Origin of the sequence: Variovorax sp. DAIF25, from assembly GCF_050711835.1 — a bacterium.
In the GTDB taxonomy this organism is placed as follows: Bacteria; Pseudomonadota; Gammaproteobacteria; order Burkholderiales; family Burkholderiaceae_C; genus Variovorax.
Genome location: NZ_CP136637.1, coordinates 1,463,686 through 1,488,664, shown reverse-complemented (window position 1 = coordinate 1,488,664; position 24,979 = coordinate 1,463,686). Strand labels below are relative to the sequence as shown.

Here is a 24,979-nt window from a genome sequence, read left to right as displayed (position 1 = left end):
GCCATGCAATTGCCCGCCTATGCCGAGCTGAAGTGCGTGAGCAACTTCAGTTTCCTGCGTGGGGCGAGCCGCCCGGAAGAGCTCGTCGAGAGGGCAAAGCAACTGGGCTACTCGGCTCTGGCAATCACCGATGAATGCAGTCTGGCCGGTGTGGTGCGCGCCCACGTCGCGGCCAAAGAGCAAGGCCTGAAGCTGCTCATCGGCAGTCAGTTCCTTGTGCAGCCTGATGACACGGATGCAGATGCGGTTGCCTTCACGCTCACGGTGCTGGCTTGCCACCTCGAGGGCTACGGAAATCTGGCTCAGTTCATCACCAAACTACGTCGCGCATCGGAAAAGGGGAGCTACCGCCTTCGGCGCAGGGAGATTAGTGGCGCAGAGCTCAATGGGTGCGTGGTGCTGGCTTCGCCGCAGCGCATGGCAACTCCTGCGCAGTTGCAAGGGATCGGGCGCTGGCTGCTGGATGAATTCACCGGGCGCTGTTGGTTCGCCGTGGAAAAGCTGCGATTGCTCAACGATGAAATGTGGCTTCATCGACTCAACCAGGTGAGCAAAGAGACCGCCATCCCGCTTGTCGCCGCGGGCGATGTGCACTTCCATGTCCGTTCGCGAAAGCCGCTGCAGGACGTGATGACGGCCACGCGCCTGGGAAAGCCGCTGACTGCATGCGGCCTGGATCTGCAGCCCAACGCAGAGCGCCATCTGCGTACGCGGCTTCGTCTCGCACAGACCTACGACGCGCAATTGCTCGCGCGCACGCTCGAGGTGGCCGAGCGGTGCAACTTCTACCTCGACGAGCTTCGCTACCAGTATCCCGATGAAGTGGTCCCGGCGGGTGAGACGCCGGCGAGCTATCTGCGCCGCATTACCTACGAGGGGGCAGGGCGTCGCTGGCCGGATGGCATTCCTGCCAAGGCGCAAGTGCAGATCGAACACGAACTCGCACTGATCGCGGACCTGAGGTACGAGCACTACTTTCTCACGGTGGCCGATATCGTGGCATTCGCGCGCTCGCGCCACATTCTGTGCCAAGGCCGCGGCAGTGCGGCTAACAGCGTCGTGTGCTATTGCACCGGCGTCACGGAAGTCGACCCTGGCCGCATGAGCGTCTTGTTTGAGCGCTTCATCTCGAGGGAGCGCAACGAGCCGCCGGATATCGATGTAGATTTTGAGCACGAGCGTCGAGAGGAGGTGCTGCAGTACCTCTACCGAAAATATGGACGCGACCGCGCTGCGATCACTGGCGTGGTAATCAGCTATCGCCCCAAGAGTGCCATCCGCGACGTCGGCAAGGCGCTCGGGATGTCTGCGCAGGTGATCGATGCTTTGGCCAAGGGGCACCTGTGGTGGGACGGAGGGCAGGTCCGCCCCGAGCGGTTGCAGGAAAACGGATTGTCACTCGCGTCGCTGCAGGTTCAGCAGTTGATGCACCTGACTGAGCAGCTCATCGGTTTTCCAAGGCACCTGAGCCAGCACACCGGTGGTTTCGTGCTCACCAAGGGGCCGCTGTGTCGCATGGTGCCCATTGAAAACGCGTCGATGCCTGATCGCACGGTCATCGAGTGGGACAAGGACGATCTCGATGCGCTCGGGTTGCTCAAAGTCGACTGCTTGGCACTGGGGATGCTAACGGCGATTCGCAAGGCGCTGGACTTCATCGGCCTGAGAAAGGGGTGCATCTTCGGCGTTCAGGACATTCCTTCAGAAGACCCCGCCACCTACGACATGATCTGCAAGGCCGACACCGTGGGCATCTTTCAAATCGAGAGCCGCGCGCAAATGAGCATGCTGCCGCGGCTGAAGCCGCGCTGCTTCTACGATCTTGTGATCGAAGTGGCCATCGTGCGCCCGGGGCCAATCCAGGGCGGCATGGTGCATCCGTACCTCAACCGACGCCAAGGCAAGGAGCCTGTTGTCTTTCCCAGCGAAGCGCTCAGAGAGGCGCTCGGGCGCACGTTGGGCGTGCCGGTTTTCCAGGAGCAGGTCATGCAGATCTCGATCCTGGCAGCCGGCTTTACCCCCGGAGAGGCCGACGGGCTTCGTCGCTCGATGGCGGCATGGCGACGAAAAGGGGGGCTGGAGCACTACTACTCGAAAATCGTTAACGGCATGACGGCTCGAGGCTATGAGGAAGGCTTCGCGAAAGCCATCTTCGAGCAGATCAAAGGGTTCAGTGAGTACGGCTTCCCGGAAAGCCATGCCGCTTCGTTTGCGCTGCTCGTCTATTCGAGCTGCTGGATCAAATGTCATCATCCTGTGGAATTTTTGGCGGCTATGCTGAATTCGCAGCCACTGGGCTTCTACTCACCTTCGCAGCTGGTGCAGGATGCGCGCCGCCACGGCGTCGAAGTGCGCGCGGTGGACGTCATGTGCAGCGACTGGGATTGCACCTTGGAAGACTTGCTGCATGAGCCGGCAGTGCGTCTCGGACTGCGCATGATCACTGGTCTTCAGTTCGCTTCGGCACAACGCGTCGTGGCGGCACGCACGCAGCAGGTTTTTGATGACGCGGAGGATCTCGCTAGACGCGCGCAACTCGATTTACACGAGATGAAACTGCTGGCAGCAGCCGACGCTCTCAAGAGTCTTTCTGGACATCGGCGTCAGCAAGTGTGGGACGCGGCGGGGCTGCGAGCGGCGCCCGAGCTGCTGCGTGAGGCGCCAGTCCGTGAAGATGTCCTGGAGCTCGTGGAGGCAGCCGAAGGAGAGGAGATCGTGTTCGACTACGCCTCAACTGGTCTGACGCTTCGCCGTCATCCCATGTGTCTTCTGCGCAAGCGTCTGACCCGGCATGGATTTTTGTCGGCGTACGAATTGGATGCCATCGAAAACGGTGAACAGGTGAGCTGTTGCGGTATCGTGACCTTGAGGCAGCAACCGGAAACAGCCAAGGGAACGGTCTTCGTTTCGTTGGAAGACGAAACGGGGGTGGTGCAGATTATCGTTTGGAAAGGTCTACGGGATCTGCAGCGGAACGAATTATTGGGGGCAAAACTGTTGGCGGTCCATGGCCATTGGCAGCGCGAGGGAGAAGTCAAGAATCTCGTCGCATCGCGCCTGGAAGATCTAACTCACTTGTTGGGCCGGCTTGCGACTGCGACCCAGAGCAGGGACTTCAGATAGCAGATAGCGCAAGCACGGGCACTCAGATAGATAGGGTCTGCGATGCACCAAATTGGACATCCAAGTGTTACGAAATTGTTCCATGCATTGGTGCAAAGCGCTTATGGCGATCGGCATTGCAGAGGTACAAGATATTGCCCAGGAGGGATTTTTCCGACCTGCATTCCATCTGTTTCGGTGAGTCGAACGTTTTCATTAATGGCGAATGAAATCTTGATTCATCTGATCGCTTGCCAAAGACTTGGCGGTCGAAATGCGTGGAAAGGCGAAAAAATGGAATCCTCCTAACGGGAGGGGTCAATTTTTATGATAAAACGCGACCTCTAATTACCAGGACACCCAAAGCAATGGCAAAAAAGACATTCCTCGAGATTCAGAAGCAGATCGAACAACTGCAGAAAGAAGCCGATCATCTGCGCAAGCAGGAGGCCGACGAGGTGCTGGCGCGCATCAAAGAGGCGATTGCCGTCTACGGATTCACTGCCGCAGAACTAGGTGTTGGCGCTGGCGTGGGGCGCGGTCGTGCGCGCAAGGTCGCCGCAGTAAAGCCCGGCCGCAAGCAAGGCGGGAAATCTGGTGCGTCTGCACCGAAATATCGGGACCAGAATGGCAATGTGTGGAGTGGTCGCGGTCCGCGGCCGGCGTGGTTCAAGGCCGCGCTTGAGGCGGGCAAGTCGGCCGAAGAATTCCTGGCCAAGTGACTCGGGAGGCGGCGCGCCGAACTCGGAGCGCCGCCCGCCTGCCAGCCGAAGTTCCTGAATTCCTTCTCGTTTGCCCTGGGTGGTCAACGTGCAAACACGGAGCTGGAAAGGCCATCTGCGTGAATCGACCGACACGCAACTTTTTCAACGGTTGCTGCGTGGAACTCGTGAGACGCGGCGCGGCGATCACCAAAGATCATGCCGTCCTGGGTCTTCATGGAAGTCCATGACCGGATGCCAACGATCCACCACGACCGGGGCGCCGCATCTCAAGGAATGACGATCGAGGTCTCTGTTTTCACACGATCGAGCGCAACCAGTGAGCGGAAACTTTTGACTGCCTCGTTCTCTGCGAACAAGCGCCTCGTCAGGCCCTCATAGCTGCGCATGTTGGGTGCGACGATGATGAGCACGCAGCTGATGCCCCCTGTCACGTAGAAGCACTGCTGCACTTCCGGTGTGTCGCGAAAGAGCGTTTTCGCGCGATCGACCGTTGCGGCGCGCTCGTCAACAAGCTGCACTTCGACGATAGACGTGATGGTGGCTGAAACTGCCTCTGGATTGACGATCGCCACATTTCCGACGATGACTCCCTCGGCTTCCATCGCCGCGATCCGGCGCTGCACCGCCGCAGCCGACAGGTTGACCTCGTCGGCGATGACCCGCTGGGGTGTCTTGTTGTTGCACTGGAGGATTCGAAGGATGGCTCGATCCTGACGGTCGAGGACGAAGTCGGCGTTCGGGATCCTGTTCATGGCGAGTGAATGTTGCGTTTGGGGCAGGTTTTTCAGGCGAATTAATCAGTGTATCGAAGATAAAGTGCGGGGATGACTTCGACTTCTCCAGCACACACCGTTCCCGAGGCGCAGGCCAACAAGGCGTTGGGAGTTGCCTGCGGTGCCGGCGCAGGTGCGCTATGGGGCTTGGTTTTCTTGGCGCCCGAGTTGGTCCGAGACTTCAGCCCTCTCCAGTTGAGCATCGGTCGCTATCTTTGCTATGGCGCTCTTGCTGTGCTTTTGCTCGCGCCGCGTTGGCATGCTCTGGTGTGCCGCCTGTCGCGTACGCACTGGCTGAGCCTGTCCTGGCTCGCGCTGGCCGGCAATATCATCTACTACATTCTCCTTGCCAGCGCAGTCCACATGGGAGGCATTGCGATGACCTCCCTGGTCATCGGATTCTTGCCGGTGGCTGTGACGGTCATAGGCAGTCGTGACGACGGTGCCGTGCCGTTCAAAGCGCTCATCCCCTCGCTGATGTTGAGTGCGGGGGGCGCTGTCTTCATCGGTTGGGAGGCGTTGGCCAGGCCAAGCGCCGGGAGTGCGACGACCCAGTTGCTCGGCCTCGCATGCGCTGTCGGTGCGCTTGTCTCCTGGACGGCATTTGCTGTTGGCAATGCGCGTAGCCTGAAGCAACTGCAGGGCATCTCCGGGCATGACTGGAACCTGTTGACTGGTGTTGTCACAGGCGCTCAAAGCCTGCTCCTTCTTCCATTGGCCATGCTGCTGCAGTCTGCGCATCACGACGCCAATCAATGGGCACGCTTTGCAATGGTGTCGCTGGGAGTGGCACTGATCGCTTCCATCGCCGGCAATGCGCTGTGGAATCGAATGAGTCGCCTGCTCCCACTGACGCTCGTGGGCCAGATGATCCTCTTCGAAACCGTCTTTGCGCTTATTTACGGCCTCGTGTGGGAGCACAGGCTACCGACAGCGCTCGAAGCGTTGGCACTGGTCTTCGTGATCTCGAGCGTACTGGCCTGTCTTGCTGCACATCGCACCGTGCCCGCGGCCGAGCACCACGCGTGAGCGTCGAAGATACTGCTCTGGGCAAAGCGTGCAACTGCCGCTGCTCGCTCGAGCGTTAACTTGCGCTGGCGGTAGTCGCTCAGGACATCGAACACTTCGGCGCTGCAAGCAGCAGCGATCACGTGGGCAAGACATGAGCTTGGGTCGCCGTGCCTGTGTCGATCGCGGTGCCATCGGTCAGACAGTGCTGGGCACGCGCTGGCTTGCAGTTGAGCCTCCGCCTCTGCGGGCTCGCGCATCGCACAGAGAGGGCCTCACTTCGGAGTTTCGACCTGCGGTTGGATGCTGCGAGGTAAAGTCGAAGTTTTGTTGGCGTGGGGGGTGTAAGCGTCACAGATGCCTTGCCCAAAGGGCACCTTTCCTGTGGTGAATCTTCCGATGCAGCCAAGAGCTACTGACTGGCCAGCAGTCACATGGATGTAGTGGGCTGAGGGGGAACGAGCAAGGCGATGAGATTCTCCAGCGCCTTGCCGGAAGCATCGATGTCGAGTGCGGACTCCCGCACCGCTCGAAGAAGAAGACCGTCGAGAAAGCCCTGAAGCGTAAGGACCGAAATCGCAAGCTCCTCCTCATTCAGCGGCTTGCCAGACTTCTGAGCAAGGTCGGACAACCAGGCCGTCAGCGACGTATTGGCTTGCGTGTCCACCTCGGTGATTTGGCGCGCGATGGCCTCGTTGCGTGTGCCCTCGGCGCTCAGCTCGAGAATCAGCGTTGCACTCAAAACTTCTGGATCGCCTGCCCGCCAGCGGCGCAAGTATTCGCAGAATCGGGCGGCGAATACTTTCGGCGCCAAGCCGACCAAGCTCACTGCGCTGTTGGAACTGATCTCGTGCTGCGCAAGCTCCACCACGATTTCTTCCCGGCTCGAGAAATAGCGGTAGATCAGTCCCGGGCTCATTTGTGCCGATTCACTGATTCGCGCGATCGTGCCTGCATGAAGTCCATCCTCGACAAAGCATTCCTTTGCAGCCTTCAGAATTCGCTGCCGCTGGGACTCTGCCCGCTCCCCGCTCTTGAGAGATGGCTTCCTGGTCTTGGGATTCACGTCGTTCTTGCCCCGTGGTGATCTGATGATGCGTCAAATGATGCATCACAGGAAGTAAGTGTAAACGTTCACTTGCCCGTCAAGGCCGCGGTGCGGCGCAGGATGACCGGGCGACAAACGGAAGCGCTGCCGTGCAATTTCGCGCGTCCCTCCTGAGTGAGGTGTTCATTCACTCTTTGTGAGCTCAACTAGACCGGGTGGTCATGGGGCACGCAGAACGCGAAGGTCGGGCGGGGCCTGTCTACCAGACCCGGGGCAGTCTAAAAAGCTTAGGCCGGTGTCCACGAAACCGGCAGCAGCCCATCCCACTGTGTGGCCTGCAACACACCAGCCCAACTCAGATACGAACGGAATACATACCTATCTCAAGGAAATGTGCTCTGTCATATAGTCTATGAAGACTCTCAACTTGGGCGAGAGATGTTTGCTCGAAGGCCACAGCACGCGCAAGGTAGTGACGTCGCAATTAAATTCTTCGAGCACTGGGACTAGCGTACAAGTGTCTAATTGACGACGAATGGCGATATCGGGCATGCACGCGATTCCAAGCCCAGATTCTGCGAAGCAGAGCAACGGTTCAAGGGTATTTGTGACCATCGAGTTCGATAGTTCCAGAAAAACCTTTTCACCTTTCTTGCTGAGGGGCCACGCATCTATCTTGCCGCTGCTGGGGTAGCGATAGAGGAGGCAACGGTGTTGCAGCAAATCCTCTGGATTCTGCGGTACACCGTGCGCCTCTAAGTAAGTAGGTGAGCCCACCATGGTTCGACGATAAGTGCCGAGCTTGCGTGCAGTCAGACGCGAATCCTTGGGCTCCCCGGTGCGAATGACGGCATCGAATCCCTCCTCGATCACGTCCACCAAACGGTCAGTGCAGTCTATATCCAGCTCGATGTCAGGATGCTGGCGATTGAACTGCGCGAAGTGCGGCATGAACAACAAACCAACCGAGGGGAGGCTAACACGCAGTTTGCCACGTGGCGAACTTTGGGACAGGGCCAGCTCATCCTGCGCCTGCTCCAACTCACACAGAATGCGCCGGCAACGCTCCAGAAAATTGAAGCCTTCGGGAGTCAGTATGACGGTGCGGGTAGAGCGATGAAATAGCCGTGTACCCAGCCGATCTTCCAGTCGTGCGATGGCCTTGCTCACTGCGGACGCTGAAATACCCAATTGTTGCCCCACCGCGGTGAAGCTGCGGGATTCGCCCACCCGCACGAATATATCTAAAGAACCAAGGCTTTCCATGTGACCTCACCATTAATGACTTGTGCGTCATAAGTGTTGTTCACTGTAGCCTATCTTTTCTTAGTGGACGAGGATGCACTATTGCGACGTCGTGCTCCGTCGCGAGCTGCAACTCACTGAACTAAGGAATCTGTTTGATGAACCACACCACCTCGTCCGTTTCGCGCCCGAACGCGGAACGATTGCCCCTCGGAGGATTACTTGCATTGGCCATGGCAGCATTCATTACTTTGCTTACCGAGATCATGCCCGCTGGCCTGCTGTCTTCCATTGCCGAAGGCCTGAACGTCTCTGAAAGCCTAGCCGGGCAGTTCATCACCGCCTACGCTGTGGGCGCCCTTGTTGCTGCAATTCCAGTAACCACGCTGACGCAAGGCATGCGTCGTCGCCCGCTGCTGCTGTTCGCGATCTTCGGATTTGCGGCGGTGAATCTAATCACCGCGCTTTCCAGTGACTACACTGTGTCGCTGGTAGCGCGATTTTTTGCGGGCGTGTTCGGCGGCATCGTCTGGTCACTGCTGGCTGGCTACGCCGTTCGGATGTCGCCGTCCCATTTGAGCGGGCGCGCCATTGCGATCTCCGGCGCGGGCGCGACGATCGCGCTGGTGCTAGGCGTGCCTCTCGGCGCGCTGCTGGGGCGCCACATTGGATGGCAAAGTGCTTTTGGTCTGATGACCGTACTGGCGCTGTTGCTCATCGTCTGGGTACTTGTGGTCGTGCCGGATTTCGCTGGCCAAAGCCGCGATCAGCGCCAGTCCCTTGCGCGCGTCTTCCTCAGAACTGGGATCCGTGCGGTGTTGTTCGTGGTGCTCACCTTCGTCGTGGCCCACAACGTTCTTTACATCTACGTTGAGCCGTTCCTGCAACCATCCGGCCTGGCCGCAAACGTGGACGTTATCCTGTTCACCTTTGGCCTGGGCTCCATCATTGGGCTATGGTTGGTCGGTGCGCTGGTTGATCGCCGGCTCCAGTTCCTCGCCGTGGCAAGCATTCTCGTATTTGCCATTGCCTCACTGCTGCTCGGGGTCTGGGGCACTGTTCCTCAGATGGTGTATCCCTCCGTGGCCATTTGGGGACTAGCGGTCGGCGGGTTTGCCACCATCACGCAGACGGCGCTATCTCGGTTTGCGGGCGAGTCGGTGGATGTCGCCCAGTCCATGTACACGACGGGATGGAACACGGCTGTCGCAGCTGGTGGCGTGGTCGGGGGCATCTTGCTTGACCGCACGGGTTCTGCATCTCTCGCCTGGGTCGCTATCGGCATCCTCGCAGCTTCCTTGCTCGGCACGGTCTTTTTCATGAATAGAGCATTGGCTCGCCAGTGTTGACGTCCGATGCGCGCGAATGCGGTCAAAGGGGCAACGACGTCGCCCGCTTCGTGAATCCGGCCGGCGATCACGCCGGTGGGCGCACCGATCGGCGGCACCAGCATTGGGCTGGCCGCGGGCTTCACGCTGGCGGTGAGCCAGCGCACGAGCCTGTATGGCGAACTGGGCAAGCAGTGGGCCTCGGGGGAGCGTGGCACGCGTGGGCAGCTCGATCAATGCGGGAGTGGGCGTGCGCGTGAAGTGGTGACGAAGCTTTGGGCTGGGCAAGCGCTTGGCCTGAGGTCTTTGACCTGCTACGGCCAGGTTCCGGCGCGAGCGCCGCTTAGAGCGCAGACATCACGCAGAGATGGTCGCGCTAACCTGGGGACCAGCTCGGCTGGCTCCATGCTGCGGTTCGTGGCGCACGTTGATTTACGCCGCCGCCGCGTCGCCGGATGTCGCACGCGGGGCCTTCTTGTTGATGTCGGGTTGGCGGCACGGTAGCGCTAGGCTATACAAGAGGATCTCCCTGGGTACAGACGAAGAACTCTGGCTCGCGCGCTCCATAGCGTCGCGGGTGCAGGCCCGCCAGCCCCATTTCGGCGGCGCAGTGCAACCGATCACATGCGGACCACTGGCTCGTACACGAGAGGAGCGACAACATCGCGCTGTCTGGGCATGTGTGAAGAGCACAAGGCGGGCGGCGCGCTAGGATCGGCCTCATCCGGGAAGCTGGGATGCTTCCGTATCAGCCTGAGGGCCCCATGAGTTCCGAACCCGTCGCCCGGCCGCGCAGCGGCCCCCGCAATCCCGTGCGAAAGCACGCCCAGGAGCGTTTCGACGCGTTGCTCGACGCGACGGAGCAGTTGCTGGCTGACAATCAGAACGAAGAGATCAGCCTGGCGCAGATTGCCGACATCGCTGGCGTGCCGCTGGCCTCGGTGTATCACTTCTTCCCCAACCGAAACGCGGCCTTCGTCGCCTTGGCCCAGCGCTTCCATGCCGAGCTGTGGCGCCTGGCCGCGCAGCCGCATGACCCGATGCCAGAGACCTGGCAGGAGATGGTGGAGCGCAACCAGCGGCGCTCGTCCTCCTACTTGAACGCACACCCGGCGGCCTTGCGCCTGTTCATGGGAGCGGGCGTGAGCGTGCAGGTACGCAACCTCGACATGCACGGCAACACGGTGCTCACGCGCATGCGGGTGGACCAGTTCGTGCGCTACTTCGAGACGCCCCGCATCCCTGATTTCGAGAAACGCCTGGCCGTTGCGCTTGCGATTTCCGATGGCGTCTGGGCGCTGTCGTACAGCGCCCACGGGCGCATCACCGACGAGTACATCACTGAGTCGGTGCGTGCGGCCGTTGTCTACCTGCGCTGTTTCATGCCCGAGGTGCTGGAGCCTCGACGTTGAGACGCCGGGGCCCCGGGGCCTCGGTTCGGGCATGCGGGTTTTCCGCGTTCTTATTCGAATAATCTTTTAATAGTATTCGTCTTGGCATTGTCCTTGCGTCAGTGCCGGTTCTGCTCGCGTGTCGCTCATGCGTGAGCGAAATAGGTGCGCTTTTCCGCTGCAGTGCACCATCCTGACGTGAGCCTCTTGAGCCCCAAATTTTTTGTTGAAGTCGAATTTTCTATCAATTACTATCGACTAAGACGGCGCGCCAACCGGCGTATCGCAGCGAAGACATCGACATCAACCCCATCAAAGGACGGCTTCCATGTGGACGAATACCCAGGACAAGGCGCTTCAAGCGCGTGCGCAGCGCGTCATGCCAGGCGGCATGTACGGCCATGAATCCACGCGGCTGCTGCCGGCGGACTTTCCCCAGTTCTTCCAGCGCGCGCAGGGCACGCGGCTCTGGGACGTGGACGGCAACGAGTACATCGACTACATGTGTGCCTTCGGCCCTAACCTGTTGGGCTACGGTCACGAGGCGGTCGAGGCAGCCGCACGTGCGCAGGCGCAGCGCGGCGACACGATGACGGGCCCAAGTGACGCGATGGTGCGACTGGCCGAGCTGTTCGTCGACACAGTGAGCCATGCGGACTGGGCGATGTTCTGCAAGAACGGCACCGACGCTACGGCCATGGCGCTGGTGTGCGCGCGGGCTCATCGCCAGCGCCGCAAGGTGCTTCTGGCTCAAGGCGCCTACCACGGCGCGGCGCCGTGGTGCATGCCGCAGGCCGCGGGAAGCACGCCCGAAGATCGCGCGCACATCATCCCGTTCCGCTACAACGATCTGGACAGCCTGGCGGCGGCTGTCGAACTCGCCGGCGACGATCTTGCAGGCATCTTCGCCACGCCATTTCGCCACGAAGCCTTCAGCGACCAATATCTGCCGGGCGCTGACTATGCGCGTGCCGTGCGGCGGGTGTGCGACGAACGCGATGCGCTGCTGGTTGTGGACGACGTGCGCGCGGGCTTTCGCATGGCGCGTGACTGCAGTTGGTCCGCGCTCGGCGTGCAGCCTGACCTAAGCACATGGGGTAAATGCATCGCCAACGGCCATCCGATCTCGGCCATGCTGGGTTCGGAGAAAGCGCGCGACGCGGCCAAAAGCATCTACGTGACAGGCTCCTTCTGGTTCTCTGCCGTTCCAATGGAAGCGGCGATTGCCACACTGCAACTGGTCCGCGACACCGACTACCTCGAACGCATCATGCACACGGGTCAGCTGCTGCGTGATGGGCTGCAAGCGCAAGCTGCCAGCCACGGTTTCGCGTTGCGTCAGACCGGCCCCGTGCAGATGCCCCAGATCTTTTTCGAGGACGACGCCGATATGCGCGTTGGCTATGCATGGACCGCGGCTGCCGTACGCCGCGGGGTTTATCTGCATCCATACCACAACATGTTCATCAATGCGGCGCTCACGCCCGAGGACGTAGCCCGCACGCTCGAGCGTACCGACGACGCCTTTGCCGAGTTGCGCCACAGCCGTGCCGCGCTGCCGCCGCAAAACGATCCGCGCGTGATGGAGCGCCTGCGTCGCGCCGCGCTCGCAACCGAGCCCGCCTGAGGCCCGCTTTCCCCAAAGACCTTCGACCCATCCCTCATCGCTCCTGGAGATTCGCATGAAACGCAGAGATGTCCTCAAGGCCGGCGCCGCCGGTGCATTGATGCCGGGCTTCGCCATCGGCCAACAGGCCAAGGTGATCAAGTTCGTCCCGCAGGCAGACCTCGCGCTGCTCGACCCGGTGCAGACCACGGGCTTGGTCACGCGCAATCACGCGATGATGGTGTTCGACACGCTCTACGGCATGGACAACCAGTTCCAGCCGCAGCCGCAGATGGTTGCCGGGCATCAGGTCGGCGATGACGGCAAGACCTGGACGCTCACGCTGCGCGACAAGCTCGCGTTCCATGACGGCACTCCAGTGCTCGCGCGCGATGCGGTTGCCAGCATCGAGCGCTGGGCCAAGGTCGACGTGCTGGGGCAGCTGATGCGCGCGCAACTCGACGAGCTCAGCGCGCCGAGCGACAAGACCCTGCGTTTTCGCTTCAAGAAGCCGTTTCCCTTGCTACCGCTCGCACTGAGCAAGACCAGCGGCATGTGTCCGATCATGCCGGCGCGTTTGGCCGCCACCGAGCCGTCAGTGCAGGTGACGGAGATGGTGGGCAGCGGGCCCTTTCGCTTCGTGCCCGGCGAACGGGTGCCGGGGTCGCGCGTGGTGTATCAGAAGTTCGCGGGCTACGTCCCTCGTGAGGGGGCACCAGCCTTCACCTCGGGCGCCAAGATCGCCTATGTCGATCGCGTGGAGTGGCACACCATCCCCGACGCCGCCACGGCCGCTGCAGCGTTGCAGTCCGGAGAGGTGGATTGGTGGGAGCAGCCCATCCCGGACCTGATCCCGGTGTTGCGTGGCCACAAGGACATCAACGTGCAGGTCCACGACAAGGCCGGCTCGATGGCGATGATTCGCTTCAATCAGCTCAACGCGCCCTTCGACAAACCCGCGGTACGCCGCGCGCTGCTTGCGGGCATCACGCAGTCGGACTACATGATGGCCGCGATGGGCGAGGACAAGCTGCGCTGGCGCGACAACGTGGGCTTCTTCCTGCCGGGCACGCCCTACGCCAACGACGGTGGCATGGCATCTCTCACGAGCGCGAGGAGCCTCGAAAAGGTCAAGAAGGACCTTGCCGCAGCAGGTTACAAGGGCGAGAAAGTGGTGATGCTGGTGCCGACCGACTTCGCGGTGCTCAACGCGATGAGCGAAGTGGCAGGTGATTACTTCAAGCGCGTGGGCATCAACCTCGACTACCAGTCGCTCGACTGGGGCACGGTGCTGCAGCGCCTGGCCTCCAAGCAGCCGATCGACAAGGGTGGCTGGAACCTGTTTTGTAACTTCGTGCCGGGCATCATCACTACCAGCCCGCCGTTGCACACCTACATGCGCGGCGTCGGGGCCAAGGGCACATTCGGCTGGCCCGAAAGCGCCAAGCACGAGGCGCTGCTCGATGCTTTCTTCGGTGCCGCCGCACTCCCGGAGCAGCAGCGCTTGGCCCGCGAGATGCAGCTACAGGCCTTCCAGGATGTGCCCTACATCCCGACGGGACTGATGCTGCAGCCGGCCGCATACCGCAAGAGCCTGAGCGGCATGCTTGACGGCTCGCCGCTGTTCCACAACATCAAGAAGGCCTGATCCGCGGCGATCGCGATCCTCCTTCGCCATCACGAAAGCGGCCCGTCCATGCTCACCACAGACGCATCCCAGGCGCGTTACCTCATCGATCCCACGCGGCTCGACCTGGCACGCGAGTTCCGTCGCATGCCGCGCGGGCATTACAGCCTGGAGCTGCAGCAGGTGCTCTACCGGATGCGCTGGTCCGGGGTGGGGCAGCGACACGTGCTGCTCATGCTGGAGCCGGGTCGACGCTGGATGCTGGCGCAACTGCCGGCGCGGCGCGGCGAGCCGCTGAAGACCTTCCCTGAACAGGTGTTCACGAGCATCGCGGATGCGGAGTGGACGGTGTTTTGCCTGCGCTGGGAATTGCTCACCGGCGAATCGATCTCGAACCTGAACCTCGACTGAGGCCCCCATGCTGAATACCGTTGCCGTCATCGGATATGCCGCGCCGATCGAAGTCGCCCGCGGCTCGACCGTCGAATTCAAGCTCAGCAGCGCCACGCTCACCTCGGCGCGCGCGCAAATTGTGAAGATCCGCTGCGGCGATCCCGATCCATCGGGACCCGGCGTTCAGCTGATTGCAATGCCTTCGCCGCTAGACGGTGAGGTCACGCTCACCCATCAACCAATTCATGCCGGCTCCTGTGGATTGGTCGACGATGCACCGGTGCTGCGCGCACTGGGCTCTTTCAGCATCGGCTGCTGGGTCTGGCCGACCTTGCTCGATGCTGGCGCGCAGACCGTGGTGGCGCGTTGGCGCGAGGACACGCAGGAGGGCTGGCGCCTGGGCCTCGATGCGCAGGGCCGCGCGAGCTTCGCCGTCGCAGTCGCGGGCCACACTTGCTCGGCGACCGCTTCTCGCGCGCTGCTTGAACGGGAGTGGGCGTTCATCGGAGCAAGCTATGACGCGACCAGCGGCCAGTTGGCGGTATTTCAGCACAGTCTCGATGTTCTTGGTGGGCGAGATCGCAGTGCCTCGGACAAAGGCTCGGCGCCGCGCCACGCCGCCTGGCCCGCTGGCTTGCCGCTGAGTTTTGCGGCGCACCTGTGCGATGACGGCACGCAGCATCTGGCGGCAGCGCATTTCAATGGAAAGATCGACCGTCCACGGCTGCATGCCGGCGTGCATTCTCTCGAGGCCCTGCGCGCCAGCGCCGCCGCGCTGCGGCCCGCGCGCGGTGACGCCGACCTCGTCGCGGCCTGGGACTTCTCGGAGGGCATCGGCAGCGACCGCATCGTAGACCGTGGTCCTCACGGCTTGCATGGCGTGCTGCGCAACGCGCCCACGCGCGCCGTGACCGGCGCCAATTGGAGCGCACGCACACCGCACTGGACCGAGGCGACCGAGGAGTACGGGGCCATCCATTTCCACAACGACGACATCGACGATTGCCGTTGGAATACCAATCTGTCCCTGGACATTCCGACGGACTGGCCCAGCGGCTTCTACTCCCTGCGGCTGCGTGCCACAGACACCGACGGCCAGCCCGCCGAGAGTCACGTGCCATTCTTCGTCGGCGCGCAGCCCGGCCAGGCGCGCGCGCGCCTGGCCTTCGTGGCTTCGACTGCCACCTTCCTCGCCTACTCGAACAGCGCGATTCGCCTCGACCTGCAGCCCACCGAAGCGATGCTCGAACAATTGCTTGTACTGGGCCCCGACGACGCCTACCTGCAGGAGCACCGCGAGCTCGGACTGTCGACCTACGACACACATTCCGACGGCAGCGGTTGGTGCTATGCCAGCGCCGCGCGGCCGATCCTGAACATGCGCCCCCATGGCGGTGGCTACTACCAGATGGACACCCGCGTGATCGACTGGCTCGACAGTACGGGCATTTCTTACGACGTCATCACCGACTCGGACATTCACCGTCACGGTGCGCAGTTGCTTGCGGGCTATGGCTGCGTCCTCACCGGCTGCCATCCGGAGTACTACACACAGCAGATGCTCGATGCTTTCGAGACGTATCAGGCCGGCGGCGGTCGGCACGTCTATCTCGGCGGGAACGGCTTCTACTGGCGCACGGCCTTCCATCCGACGAAGCCCGGTCGCATCGAGATCCGCCGCGGGCTCACTGGAACGCGCACCTGGGAGGGCGAGCCTGGCGAGAACGGTCTGTCGAGCACCGGCGAACCCAGCGGCCTGTGGCGCAGCAACGGACGTCCGCCGCAGCGCCTGGTGGGCGTGGGTTTCGATGCCCAGGTGTTCGACCGCGGCTGCGCCTACAGGAGGCTACCTGACAGCCTCGATCCGCGCGTTGCCTTCATCTTCGAGGGCGTGGGCGAGCAGGAGGTCATCGGCGACTTCGGCCTGCGCGGTGGCGCCGGCGGCCATGAGATTGATCGCGTCGACACGCGCCTGGGCTCGCCACCGCACCTTCTGCGCGTGGCCACGGCCGACGACTTCGGCTCGGGTGGGCTCGCCACGCCCGAGGAGTTCGGCGTGAGCCACCGCGGTCTGGGTGGCGATCAGAACAACCAGATCCGTGCCGATATGACTTTCTTCCCGACCGCGCGCGGCGGTGCTGTATTCACCACCGGGTCCATTGCCTGGGGCATGGCACTTGCGCACCGGGGGTACGACAACAACGTGAGCCGCATCACCGCCAACGTGCTGCGTCGGTTCATCGACCCGGCACCGTTCACGGGCTTCGGCGCCAGCGACGAGGAGGCGTACTGATGTTTGCGTCCATGCACGGCCGCACGGCCATCGTCACCGGAGCAAGCAGAGGCATCGGCCGCGGTATCGCGGCTCGTTTTGCCGCGGCTGGCATGCAGGTGCTCGTGGTGGCACGGCGGCTGGAAGACGCGCAGCGCACCGCGCAGGAGATCGGTGGCACGGCCTCGGGCTTTGCCGCCGACATCACCGACCCCAAGGCCACACGCGCCATGGCCGCGGAAGCTCTCGCGCGCTACGGTGCCATTGACGTGCTGTGCGCCAACGCCGGCATCTTTCCGCGCGCTCGCATCGACGAGATGACGGCGGACGGCTTCGACGTGATGACCAGCGTCAATCTCAAGGGCACCTTTCTATCGGTGCAGGCGTGCCTCGACGCGATGAAGGCGCGGCACGATGGCCGCATCGTCATCGTCGGCTCGATCACCGGCACGACCGGCGGCTATCCAGGCTATGCGCACTACGCAGCCAGCAAGGCTGGCCAACTCGGCTTCATGCGTTGTGCTGCGATCGAGCTCGCGCCCTGGGGAATCACGGTGAATGCGGTTCTGCCCGGCAATGTGCGCACTGAGGAGCAACCTGCGCACAAGAGTGAATATCAGCGCAAGAAGCTCGTGATGAGCCCGCTTGGCCGCCTCGCGGGGGTGGAGGACATCGCCAACGGCGCGCTGTTCCTGGCGAGCCGTGAGGCAGGCGCGATCACGGGGCAGACGCTGATCGTCGACGCAGGGCAGTCGCTGCCCGAGTCGCCTTCGGCGGTCGAAGAAGCTATGGCCGCGGCCGCGAGAGACTGAGCGCCATGTTCGCTTACATCCTTCGCCGCGCAGGAACCACGCTGCCCGTGATGGCCATGGTTGCTTTCTTCATCTTCAGTCTGCTGTACCTGGCACCGGGCGACCCGGCCGCCATGATCGCGGGTGACCAGGCCACTCCCGAGGACCTCGCGCGAATTCGGGAGAGCCTCGGCCTGTCGCGTCCCTTCCTTGCGCAGTTCGCCGACTGGTCGTGGCGCGTGCTGCACTTTGATCTCGGCAAGTCGATCTTCACCGGCACGCCGGTGACCGCGCTGATCGGCCAGCGCATGGAGGCCACCGTCTCGTTGCTCGTGATGACGCTGGTCACTGCCGTGCTGATCGCGGTCCCGTTGGGCGTGATCGCCGCCTGGAAGGCAGGCAGCCTGTTCGATCGAGCCATCATGGCTTTCGCCGTATTCGGCTTCTCGGTCCCCGTGTTCGCCGTCGGCTACGTGCTGGCCTGGGTGTTCGCGCTGCAGATGCAGTGGCTGCCGGTGCAGGGCTACGTGCCGCTATCAGAAGGTGCATGGCCCTGGCTGCAGCGGCTGTTGCTGCCTGCCTTGACGATGAGCTTCGGCTATGTCGCACTGATCGCACGCATCACCAGAACCACCATGCTGGAGGTACTGCAGCAAGACTACGTGCGTACCGCGCGGGCCAAGGGACTCGCGAGCCGTGGCGTACTGTTCGTGCATGCGCTGAAAAATGCCTCGGTGCCGATTGTCACCGTTATCGGGCTGGGCATTGCCATGTTGATCGGCGGTGCGGTGGTTACCGAAAGCGTCTTCGCCATTCCGGGCATTGGTCGGCTCACGGTGGACGCTATCCTGCGACGCGACTACCCCGTCATCCAGGGGGTGGTACTGATGTTCAGCTTTGTCTACATGCTGATCAACCTGTTGATCGACGTCTCGTACACCTTGCTAGATCCGAGGATCAGGTATTGAACTCCTTTCACATTCCCATGGAAGTGCGCACGATGCCCGTGCCTGCGTCCGAGGCTGCTACGCAGCCCGAACTGCTGCCGCCGGTAAAGGTGCGTCGCGGCTGGATTGGCTTCGTCCGCCGCCATCCCACGATCGCCATCGGCGGGGGCCTGCTGTTGGTCCTGGTGCTGATCGGACTCTTTGCCCCCTGGCTCGGCACTGTGGACCCGAGCGCGATCGCGCCGGCGCGGCGCACGCGTGCACCGTCTGCCGAATTTTGGTTCGGCACCGACATGCTCGGTCGCGACGTCTACTCGCGTGTGCTTCTGGGTACACGGGTTTCGCTTGTCGTGGGGTTTTCGGTGGCCTGCATTGCCACCGCGATCGGGCTCGCGATCGGTCTGCTGTCGGGTTTCGTGCGCTGGGCGGACGGGCCGGTCATGCGCGCAATGGATGCGCTCATGTCGATTCCCCCGATTCTTTTGGCCATCGCGCTGATGGCGCTCACGCGTGGCAGCATCGGCAATGTGATCATCGCCATCACCATCGCGGAAATCCCGCGCGTGGCGCGGCTGGTGCGCGGCGTGGTGCTCTCACTGCGCGAGCAGGCTTACGTGGACGCGGCCATCACTACAGGTACGCCTACGCTGCGAATCATCCGGCGCCACATCCTGCCCAACACGATCGCGCCAATGATGGTGCAGGCCACCTACATCTGCGCCAGCGCGATGATCATCGAGGCCATGTTGTCGTTCATCGGGGCAGGCATTCCACCCTCGACGCCCTCGTGGGGCAACATCATGGCCGAGGGCAGGGCACTGTGGCAGGTGAAGCCTTACATCGTCTTCATCCCGGCCGTGTTCCTGTCGGCCACGGTGCTGGCCATCAATTTGCTGGGCGACGGGTTGCGCGATGCGCTGGACCCGCGCGTGGCCAAGGGGATCTGAGATGGCACTGCTTGAAGTCGAGAACCTGCGCGTGCACTTTCGTACGCCCGACGGCATCAACCGCGCCGTCGATGGTCTGTCGTTTCACGTGAACGAAGGCGAGACGCTGGCGATCGTGGGCGAGTCGGGATGCGGCAAGTCCGTCACCTCGATGTCATTGCTGCGCCTGTTGCCCGAGCCGCCAGCCAAGATCGCGGGGCGCATCCGTTTCCAGCAGCGCGACCTGTTGGCGCTCGACGACGCCGCGCTGCGCGCGGTGCGCGGCAACGAGATCTCCATGATTTTCCAGGAGCCGATGACGAGCCTGAACCCGGTGCTGACGGTAGGCTTCCAGATCGCCGAGACGCTGCGCCTGCATCAGAAGCTCGACAAGCGCGCGGCCGCCAGGCGTGCCGTCGAGATGCTGCAGCTGGTGGGAATTCCGGCCCCCGAGCGCCGTCTGCACGAGTATCCGCACCAGTTGTCAGGCGGGATGCGGCAGCGCGTGATGATCGCGATGGCGCTCGCCTGCAATCCGAAGCTGCTGATTGCCGATGAGCCGACAACCGCACTGGACGTCACCATTCAGGCGCAGATCCTGGATCTGATGGCCGAGCTCAAGCATCGTACCGGCGCGGCCATCGTGCTGATCACGCACGATCTCGGTGTGGTCGCCGACGTGGCCGAGCGCGTGATGGTGATGTATGCCGGTCGCAAGGTCGAGGAGGCGCCGGTCGCGGAGTTGCTCGCGCGCCCACGGCATCCCTACACGCGCGGCCTGCTCGCGGCGATTCCGCGGCCTGGAGCGTCGCAGCATGGCCAGCGTTCGCGGCTGGCCGAGATTCCGGGCATGGTTCCGAGTCTGAAGCAGCGCATCGACGGCTGCCTGTTTGCTGGCCGCTGTGCCCACGCGACCGAGCTGTGCCATCGGGCGATGCCCGCGCTCGAAGCCAAGTCCAGCGGCCATTTCGCGGCCTGCCATCACGCGCCCGCCGAGACGAATCCCATGGAGCTTGTCGCATGAGCCATCTGCTCGAAGTCAAGGACTTGAAGAAGCACTTTCCGCTCAAGCGCAGCTGGCTTGGTCAGGCGACGGGGAAGGTGCATGCGGTGGATGGCGTCTCGTTCCATGTGGAGCGTGGCGAGACCCTGTCGCTGGTGGGTGAGTCGGGATGCGGAAAATCGACCGTCGGTCGATCGGTGCTGCGCCTGTTCGACCTCACCGCAGGCGAAGTGCGACTGGACGGACAGCGCATCGACAACCTGTCCGCACGGCAATTGCGGCCGATGCGGCAGAAGTTGCAAGTTGTGTTCCAAGACCCGTTCGCCAGCCTCAACCCGCGCATGACCGTCGCGCAGGTGCTGGCCGAGCCCATCGAAAACTTCGAGCCTCATCTGTCTGAGCAAGCGCAACGCGCCCGCGTGGAGCGATTGCTGGACCTCGTGCGGCTGCCGCGCGATGCCGCGCGCCGCTATCCTCATGAGTTCTCGGGCGGCCAGCGCCAGCGCATCTGCATCGCGCGCGCATTGGCTTCGAATCCCCAGCTCATGATCTGCGATGAAGCGGTCTCGGCGCTCGATGTGTCAGTGAAGGCGCAGATCGTCAACCTGCTGCAGGACTTGCAGGCCGAGCTCGGCTTGGCGCTGCTGTTCATCAGCCACGACCTGGGTATCGTCGAACACATGACGCACCGCGTGGCAGTGATGTACCTCGGCCGTATCGTTGAGCAAGGCACTGCGCGCGATCTGTTCGCCGCGCCTCGCCATCCTTACACACAGGCATTGCTGTCGGCTGCGCCTGGTCAAGCCAAGGGCCATCGGCGCATCGTGCTCAAGGGTGACGTGCCGAGCCCGGTGAACCCGCCTGCTGGCTGCCATTTCCATACCCGCTGCCGTCATGCATTCGACCGCTGTCGCAGCGAGGCGCCAGTGCTGGAGGACAAGGGTCATGGGCACCAGGCAGCGTGTCATCTCCAGAACCTCCCTGATTGAAGATCCACCTCGCGAGAGCCCCACGAGAGCAATAGAGACAACCCCCGCCACTTTCCCCATGATCGTCCAAACCTCTTCCGATTCCGAAAACTCTTCCGCGGCTGCCGCACAAGTCGCTGAGTGGCTCGAAGCCCTGGCCGACACACTATCCCAGCAAAAGCTGGAGGCGCTGGATGGCTTGTTCGAGCCCGACTGCTTCTGGCGCGACTTCCTTGCGTTCACTTGGAACATCAAGACGGTCGAGGGCGTGGCTTCGGTACGAGAGATGCTCTCGCATGTGCTACCGCGGATGGACGGCTCGATCGCCTGGGCGCTTGATCGCGCAAGTGTGCAGTGCGAAGGCGAGGTCGTGAGTGCATGGTTCCGTTTCGAGACTGCAGTGGGACGAGGCCAGGGGCACCTGCGACTGCGCGCCGGCCAATGCTGGACCTTCTTTACCGCCTTGCGCGAACTCAAGGGTTTCGAGGAACGCAAGGGGCGTCGGCGTCCGTTGGGAACCGCCCACCACTACGGGCCGGGGCGCACGACTTGGCTGGAGGAGCGCGAGCGCGAAGCGGCGGCACTTGGCCGTACCGAGCAGCCCTATTGCGTCATCGTTGGCGGCGGGCAAGGCGGCATCGCGCTGGCGGCGCGACTGCGTCGCCTGGATGTGCCTACCCTTGTGATCGAGCGCAATGCAAAGGCAGGGGATTCCTGGCGCCAGCGCTACAAGTCGTTGTGCCTGCACGATCCTGTGTGGTACGACCATCTTCCCTACCTGCCCTTTCCCGAGGACTGGCCAGTATTCACGCCCAAGGACAAGCTCGGGGACTGGCTCGAAGCGTACACCCGCATCATGGAGATCAATTACTGGTCGTCCACGAGTTGCGATAGCGCATGCTATGACGAAGCCGCGCAAGAGTGGGTGGTCAGGGTGCAGCGCGAGGGTGAGGCGATCGTGTTACGGCCCAAGCAACTGGTCTTCGCGCTTGGCGTCTCAGGCTATCCGAGCACGCCGGTCATCGAAGGACACGAGACCTTCACGGGCACGCAATCCCACTCGAGTGCCTACGAAGGCGGCGAAGCCTGGCGCGGGAAGCGCTGCGTGGTGCTCGGCTCGAACAATTCGGCCCACGACATTTGCGCGGATCTGTGGGAGCACGGCGCGCAGGTCACGATGCTCCAGCGTTCGTCGACGCTGATCGTCAAGTCCGACACCTTGATGCAACGCGTGATCGGCAAGCTTTACTCCGAGGACGCGCTCGAGCGTGGCATCGATGCGGAGCGTGCTGACTTGATCCAGGCTTCCACGCCGCTGAAGCTCTCGGCGCAGATGAATGTACCGATCTACGAAGAGATCGCCGAGGCGGATGCTGAGTTCTATGCGCGGTTGCGCAATGCTGGCTTCATGCTCGACTTCGGGGAGGATGGTTCAGGCTTGCACACAAAGTACCTGCGCCGTGGATCTGGGTACTACATCGATGTCGGTGCCTCGGAACTTGTAGCCGAGGGCAAGATTGGCTTGCGCAGCGGCGTGGGCATCGCACGCATCGAGACCGACCGCGTGGTGCTGACCAGCGGGGAGACGTTGGAGGCTGACCTGCTGGTGTACGCCACCGGGTACGGCTCGATGAATGCGTGGGTGGCGGACATCGTGTCTCCAGAGGTGGCCGATCGGGTGGGCAAGTGCTGGGGAGTGGGCTCTGACACCGCCCGAGATCCAGGCCCTTGGGAGGGTGAGTTGAGAAACATGTGGAAGCCGACCTGCCAGACGGCGCTGTGGTTCCACGGTGGCAATCTCAGCCAGTCGCGCCACTACTCGCTCTACCTTGCGCTGCAGTTGAAGGCGCGAATGGAAGGGATCGATACGCCGGTATGGGGTATGGAGCCGGTCCGGCACCTTCGGTAGCTTCGTTGGGTATGACGAGGCCGCGTGTGACGTCGGAAACAGACCAGGCGCTGTGGCCGATACACCCTCGTGTCGTCCTCTGATGTAGGAAGTGCTTGCTGGTGAGGGGCGAGACCCATTTGCCAAATCCTTCGTCCGGCGCTGGCACTCGATCGTCACCGTCGATAAGTTTCCGCCCGTCAGGCGCTTGACGGACCGGTTGGCTTCGTGCTGTTGATGTTTGCCAGCTCGTACTCTTGGCAAGCGCTATGACAGGGTGCTGTCGATCGTTCTTGCGCATGAGCGCCGGACTCCGTGGCCAGTCCGCCCCGCCCGCCGTTGCTGCGTAGACGGGCAGGTAGCGGATCCCCGGCTACTGACGAGCGGAAGATCGGGAGGCTTGTGCTTCCTCCTTCTGCAGGAGCTGAAGGTCTGCCGCGCCTTGTTGAAGATTGGCAGTCCTGTGACTGTGGTCGTCGAGCCCCAGTTCGTTCTTGTCCTGTGTCTAGCCGATTCACCGGTGAGCTTGAAGAGCCCGAAGTCGTACGAGGCGCCGAGGTTGAAGATGTTGATCTTGCGGTTCTGAATCGCACCTGAGGCGATTCAGGGAGGTCGACACGTCAGTTCACGTGGACGTGTGCGACTCCCATGGCTCGTGGTTGCTCTCGAGCCACGCATGTCGGCAGAGCAATTTTTGAATCGTTCACTCACGCCGCATTTCTAGCGATCGGGCAAGCGGTGTTGGGCTGGCGCGGTGTTAGCTATCGGTGACGCGCCGGCCCTGCTGCTGCAGTCCGTCGAATGGATGTTCAGCAGCCTCTATCGATTCCAAGGGTCTCATTGCGCCCTCTTGAGCCGACGCCGGACCCAAAGATGCAGACCACTGACCAGCACAATGATGGTCATCGTATCTAGCGCCGCCCAGATCAGCTTCAGCGGCAAGCCACCATAGTCGCCGAAGTGCAGCGGCCGCGAAACCTGCAGCAATCGCAGATAGACCGGCATCTGCGCGATCGCATCCAGCCGGCTGGTTCGTGCATCGACCAGCGCCGCGGTGAAGAGCCGGTGTGTCAGCGGCGTGTTGCCGTTGGTCCAGACCAGAAAGTGCCGTGGATTGGCGAAGGCCCGGCTCGGAAAGATCAGGCTCGTGACATTGCGCCCGGGCAGTGCTTCGCGCACGGCGTCGTACGCCGCTTGTGCCGATGCCGGATGCGCGATCACGGGCAGGTCGGCGGGCCCGGCGAGCAGCCCCTTGGTCTGCGTGCTTCGCCAGTGCGCCGACAGCGGCTTCGACAACGCGTTGAGCACGCCGGTGGCGCCCACGGTCAACGCCCAGACCAGCGTGCAGACACCCAGCAGGTTGTGCAAGTCGAGCCATCGTCTGCGCGATGGCCCCTGCCGCACCGTGCCGAAGCCGATGCGTGCCGGATAGGGCAGGTACAGCACGAGGCCAGACACGGCGGCCAGCACGAACAGCAGGCCCGTGCCGGCCAACACGTATTCCCCCACCGACCCCGCCAGCAGTTCCGCGTGCAGCCGCCGAGTCAGTTGCATGAACGATGGAGCCTGGGCCGCCTGGGAGACGCGCTCGCCCACCAGCGCGCCGGATCGCGCATCAAATTCCACGCGATGGTCGAGGTCGCGCCGCGGGCTGTCGGCCGGCGCCATCACCACTTTGACGAGCGCTTCCTCATTGTCGACGAACACGAAGCGAACGATCTCCGCGGGATGACGCGCGCGCGCGGTCCGCACCATGCTGTCGATGCCCGTGATGGCCTCGTTCTGGCCGATGGCCTCGCGAGGCACCCGCGCTGCGAGCGCTTCCTCGATGTCGTCCGCGAAGACGAGCGGCAGCCCGGTGAGGCACAACAGCAGCACGATCGCTGTGCAGGCGAGACTGCTCCACCGATGGATTGCCTGCCAGGCGTGCATGCCAAC

Annotated in this window: 20 protein-coding genes; 15 read left to right on the top strand and 5 right to left on the bottom strand. The window is 62.7% G+C overall.

From position 1 onward, the window contains the following. Positions 1–3: 3 nt before the first annotated feature. Together R0232_RS41105 and R0232_RS41100 are read left to right on the top strand one after the other, a co-directional pair. Positions 4–3,123 carry an error-prone DNA polymerase gene (locus R0232_RS41105; protein WP_431513151.1) on the top strand — a complete coding sequence of 1,040 codons (3,120 nt, stop codon included), beginning with the start codon at positions 4–6 and terminating at the stop codon, positions 3,121–3,123. 347 nt (positions 3,124–3,470) lie between these two features. Continuing rightward, positions 3,471–3,824 carry an H-NS family nucleoid-associated regulatory protein gene (locus tag R0232_RS41100; RefSeq protein ID WP_431513150.1) on the top strand — a complete coding sequence of 118 codons (354 nt, stop codon included), beginning with the start codon at positions 3,471–3,473 and terminating at the stop codon, positions 3,822–3,824. A gap of 83 nt (positions 3,825–3,907) precedes the next feature. Here R0232_RS41100 and R0232_RS41095 read toward each other — a convergent pair whose 3' ends face one another. Further along, complete coding sequence (locus R0232_RS41095; protein WP_431513149.1) at positions 3,908–4,042, bottom strand: hypothetical protein; 135 nt, start codon at positions 4,040–4,042, stop codon at positions 3,908–3,910. Between the two features lie 51 nt (positions 4,043–4,093). Then, positions 4,094–4,579 (bottom strand): Lrp/AsnC family transcriptional regulator, encoded by a 486-nt coding sequence (locus R0232_RS41090; RefSeq protein ID WP_431513148.1) that lies wholly within the window; start codon positions 4,577–4,579, stop codon positions 4,094–4,096. 72 nt (positions 4,580–4,651) lie between these two features. On the opposite strand from R0232_RS41090, the gene R0232_RS41085 reads away from it, so the two are divergent. Beyond that, on the top strand, positions 4,652–5,629 hold the full coding sequence (locus tag R0232_RS41085) for a DMT family transporter (protein WP_431513147.1): 978 nt from the start codon (positions 4,652–4,654) through the stop codon (positions 5,627–5,629). A gap of 409 nt (positions 5,630–6,038) precedes the next feature. On the opposite strand, the gene R0232_RS41080 is transcribed toward R0232_RS41085, so the two are convergent. Then, a complete protein-coding gene (locus R0232_RS41080; protein WP_208507348.1) occupies positions 6,039–6,674 on the bottom strand; it encodes a TetR family transcriptional regulator in 636 nt (211 codons plus the stop codon). A gap of 360 nt (positions 6,675–7,034) precedes the next feature. Continuing rightward, positions 7,035–7,922, bottom strand: coding sequence for a LysR family transcriptional regulator (locus R0232_RS41075; RefSeq protein ID WP_431513146.1), 888 nt, complete (start codon positions 7,920–7,922; stop codon positions 7,035–7,037). Between the two features lie 137 nt (positions 7,923–8,059). Here R0232_RS41075 and R0232_RS41070 point away from each other — a divergent pair, with 137 nt between their 5' ends. From R0232_RS41070 to R0232_RS41015, 12 genes are all read left to right on the top strand, one after another. Next, entirely contained in the window at positions 8,060–9,250 is a 1,191-nt protein-coding gene (locus R0232_RS41070; protein ID WP_431513145.1) for an MFS transporter, read from the top strand. A 743-nt stretch (positions 9,251–9,993) separates the two neighbouring features. Next, on the top strand, positions 9,994–10,641 hold the full coding sequence (locus R0232_RS41065) for a TetR/AcrR family transcriptional regulator (protein WP_208507351.1): 648 nt from the start codon (positions 9,994–9,996) through the stop codon (positions 10,639–10,641). 307 nt (positions 10,642–10,948) lie between these two features. Continuing rightward, the gene (locus R0232_RS41060) at positions 10,949–12,247 is read left to right on the top strand and encodes an aminotransferase class III-fold pyridoxal phosphate-dependent enzyme (protein WP_431513144.1); all 1,299 of its coding nucleotides are present in this window, start codon (positions 10,949–10,951) and stop codon (positions 12,245–12,247) included. A gap of 100 nt (positions 12,248–12,347) precedes the next feature. Continuing rightward, positions 12,348–13,874, top strand: coding sequence for an ABC transporter substrate-binding protein (locus R0232_RS41055; RefSeq protein ID WP_431513143.1), 1,527 nt, complete (start codon positions 12,348–12,350; stop codon positions 13,872–13,874). A 48-nt stretch (positions 13,875–13,922) separates the two neighbouring features. Then, entirely contained in the window at positions 13,923–14,264 is a 342-nt protein-coding gene (locus R0232_RS41050; RefSeq protein ID WP_208507354.1) for a hypothetical protein, read from the top strand. A 7-nt stretch (positions 14,265–14,271) separates the two neighbouring features. After that, positions 14,272–16,539, top strand: coding sequence for a N,N-dimethylformamidase beta subunit family domain-containing protein (locus R0232_RS41045; protein ID WP_431513142.1), 2,268 nt, complete (start codon positions 14,272–14,274; stop codon positions 16,537–16,539). Next, positions 16,539–17,330 carry an SDR family NAD(P)-dependent oxidoreductase gene (locus tag R0232_RS41040; protein WP_431513141.1) on the top strand — a complete coding sequence of 264 codons (792 nt, stop codon included), beginning with the start codon at positions 16,539–16,541 and terminating at the stop codon, positions 17,328–17,330. Before R0232_RS41045 ends, R0232_RS41040 begins: the two co-directional genes overlap by 1 nt. A gap of 5 nt (positions 17,331–17,335) precedes the next feature. Next, entirely contained in the window at positions 17,336–18,277 is a 942-nt protein-coding gene (locus R0232_RS41035) for an ABC transporter permease (RefSeq protein ID WP_208507357.1), read from the top strand. Between the two features lie 17 nt (positions 18,278–18,294). Continuing rightward, positions 18,295–19,203: an ABC transporter permease gene (locus R0232_RS41030; protein ID WP_431513140.1), complete on the top strand. Its 909-nt coding sequence runs from the start codon at positions 18,295–18,297 to the stop codon at positions 19,201–19,203. Position 19,204: 1 nt separating this feature from the next. Continuing rightward, complete coding sequence (locus R0232_RS41025; protein ID WP_431513139.1) at positions 19,205–20,206, top strand: ABC transporter ATP-binding protein; 1,002 nt, start codon at positions 19,205–19,207, stop codon at positions 20,204–20,206. Further along, positions 20,203–21,174 carry an ABC transporter ATP-binding protein gene (locus tag R0232_RS41020; RefSeq protein ID WP_431513138.1) on the top strand — a complete coding sequence of 324 codons (972 nt, stop codon included), beginning with the start codon at positions 20,203–20,205 and terminating at the stop codon, positions 21,172–21,174. The genes R0232_RS41025 and R0232_RS41020 overlap by 4 nt, the downstream gene beginning before the upstream one ends. 58 nt (positions 21,175–21,232) lie before the next feature. Beyond that, positions 21,233–23,062: an NAD(P)-binding domain-containing protein gene (locus R0232_RS41015; RefSeq protein WP_431513137.1), complete on the top strand. Its 1,830-nt coding sequence runs from the start codon at positions 21,233–21,235 to the stop codon at positions 23,060–23,062. Between the two features lie 816 nt (positions 23,063–23,878). On the opposite strand, the gene R0232_RS41010 is transcribed toward R0232_RS41015, so the two are convergent. Continuing rightward, entirely contained in the window at positions 23,879–24,973 is a 1,095-nt protein-coding gene (locus R0232_RS41010) for a PepSY-associated TM helix domain-containing protein (RefSeq protein WP_431513136.1), read from the bottom strand. Positions 24,974–24,979: the final 6 nt, after the last annotated feature.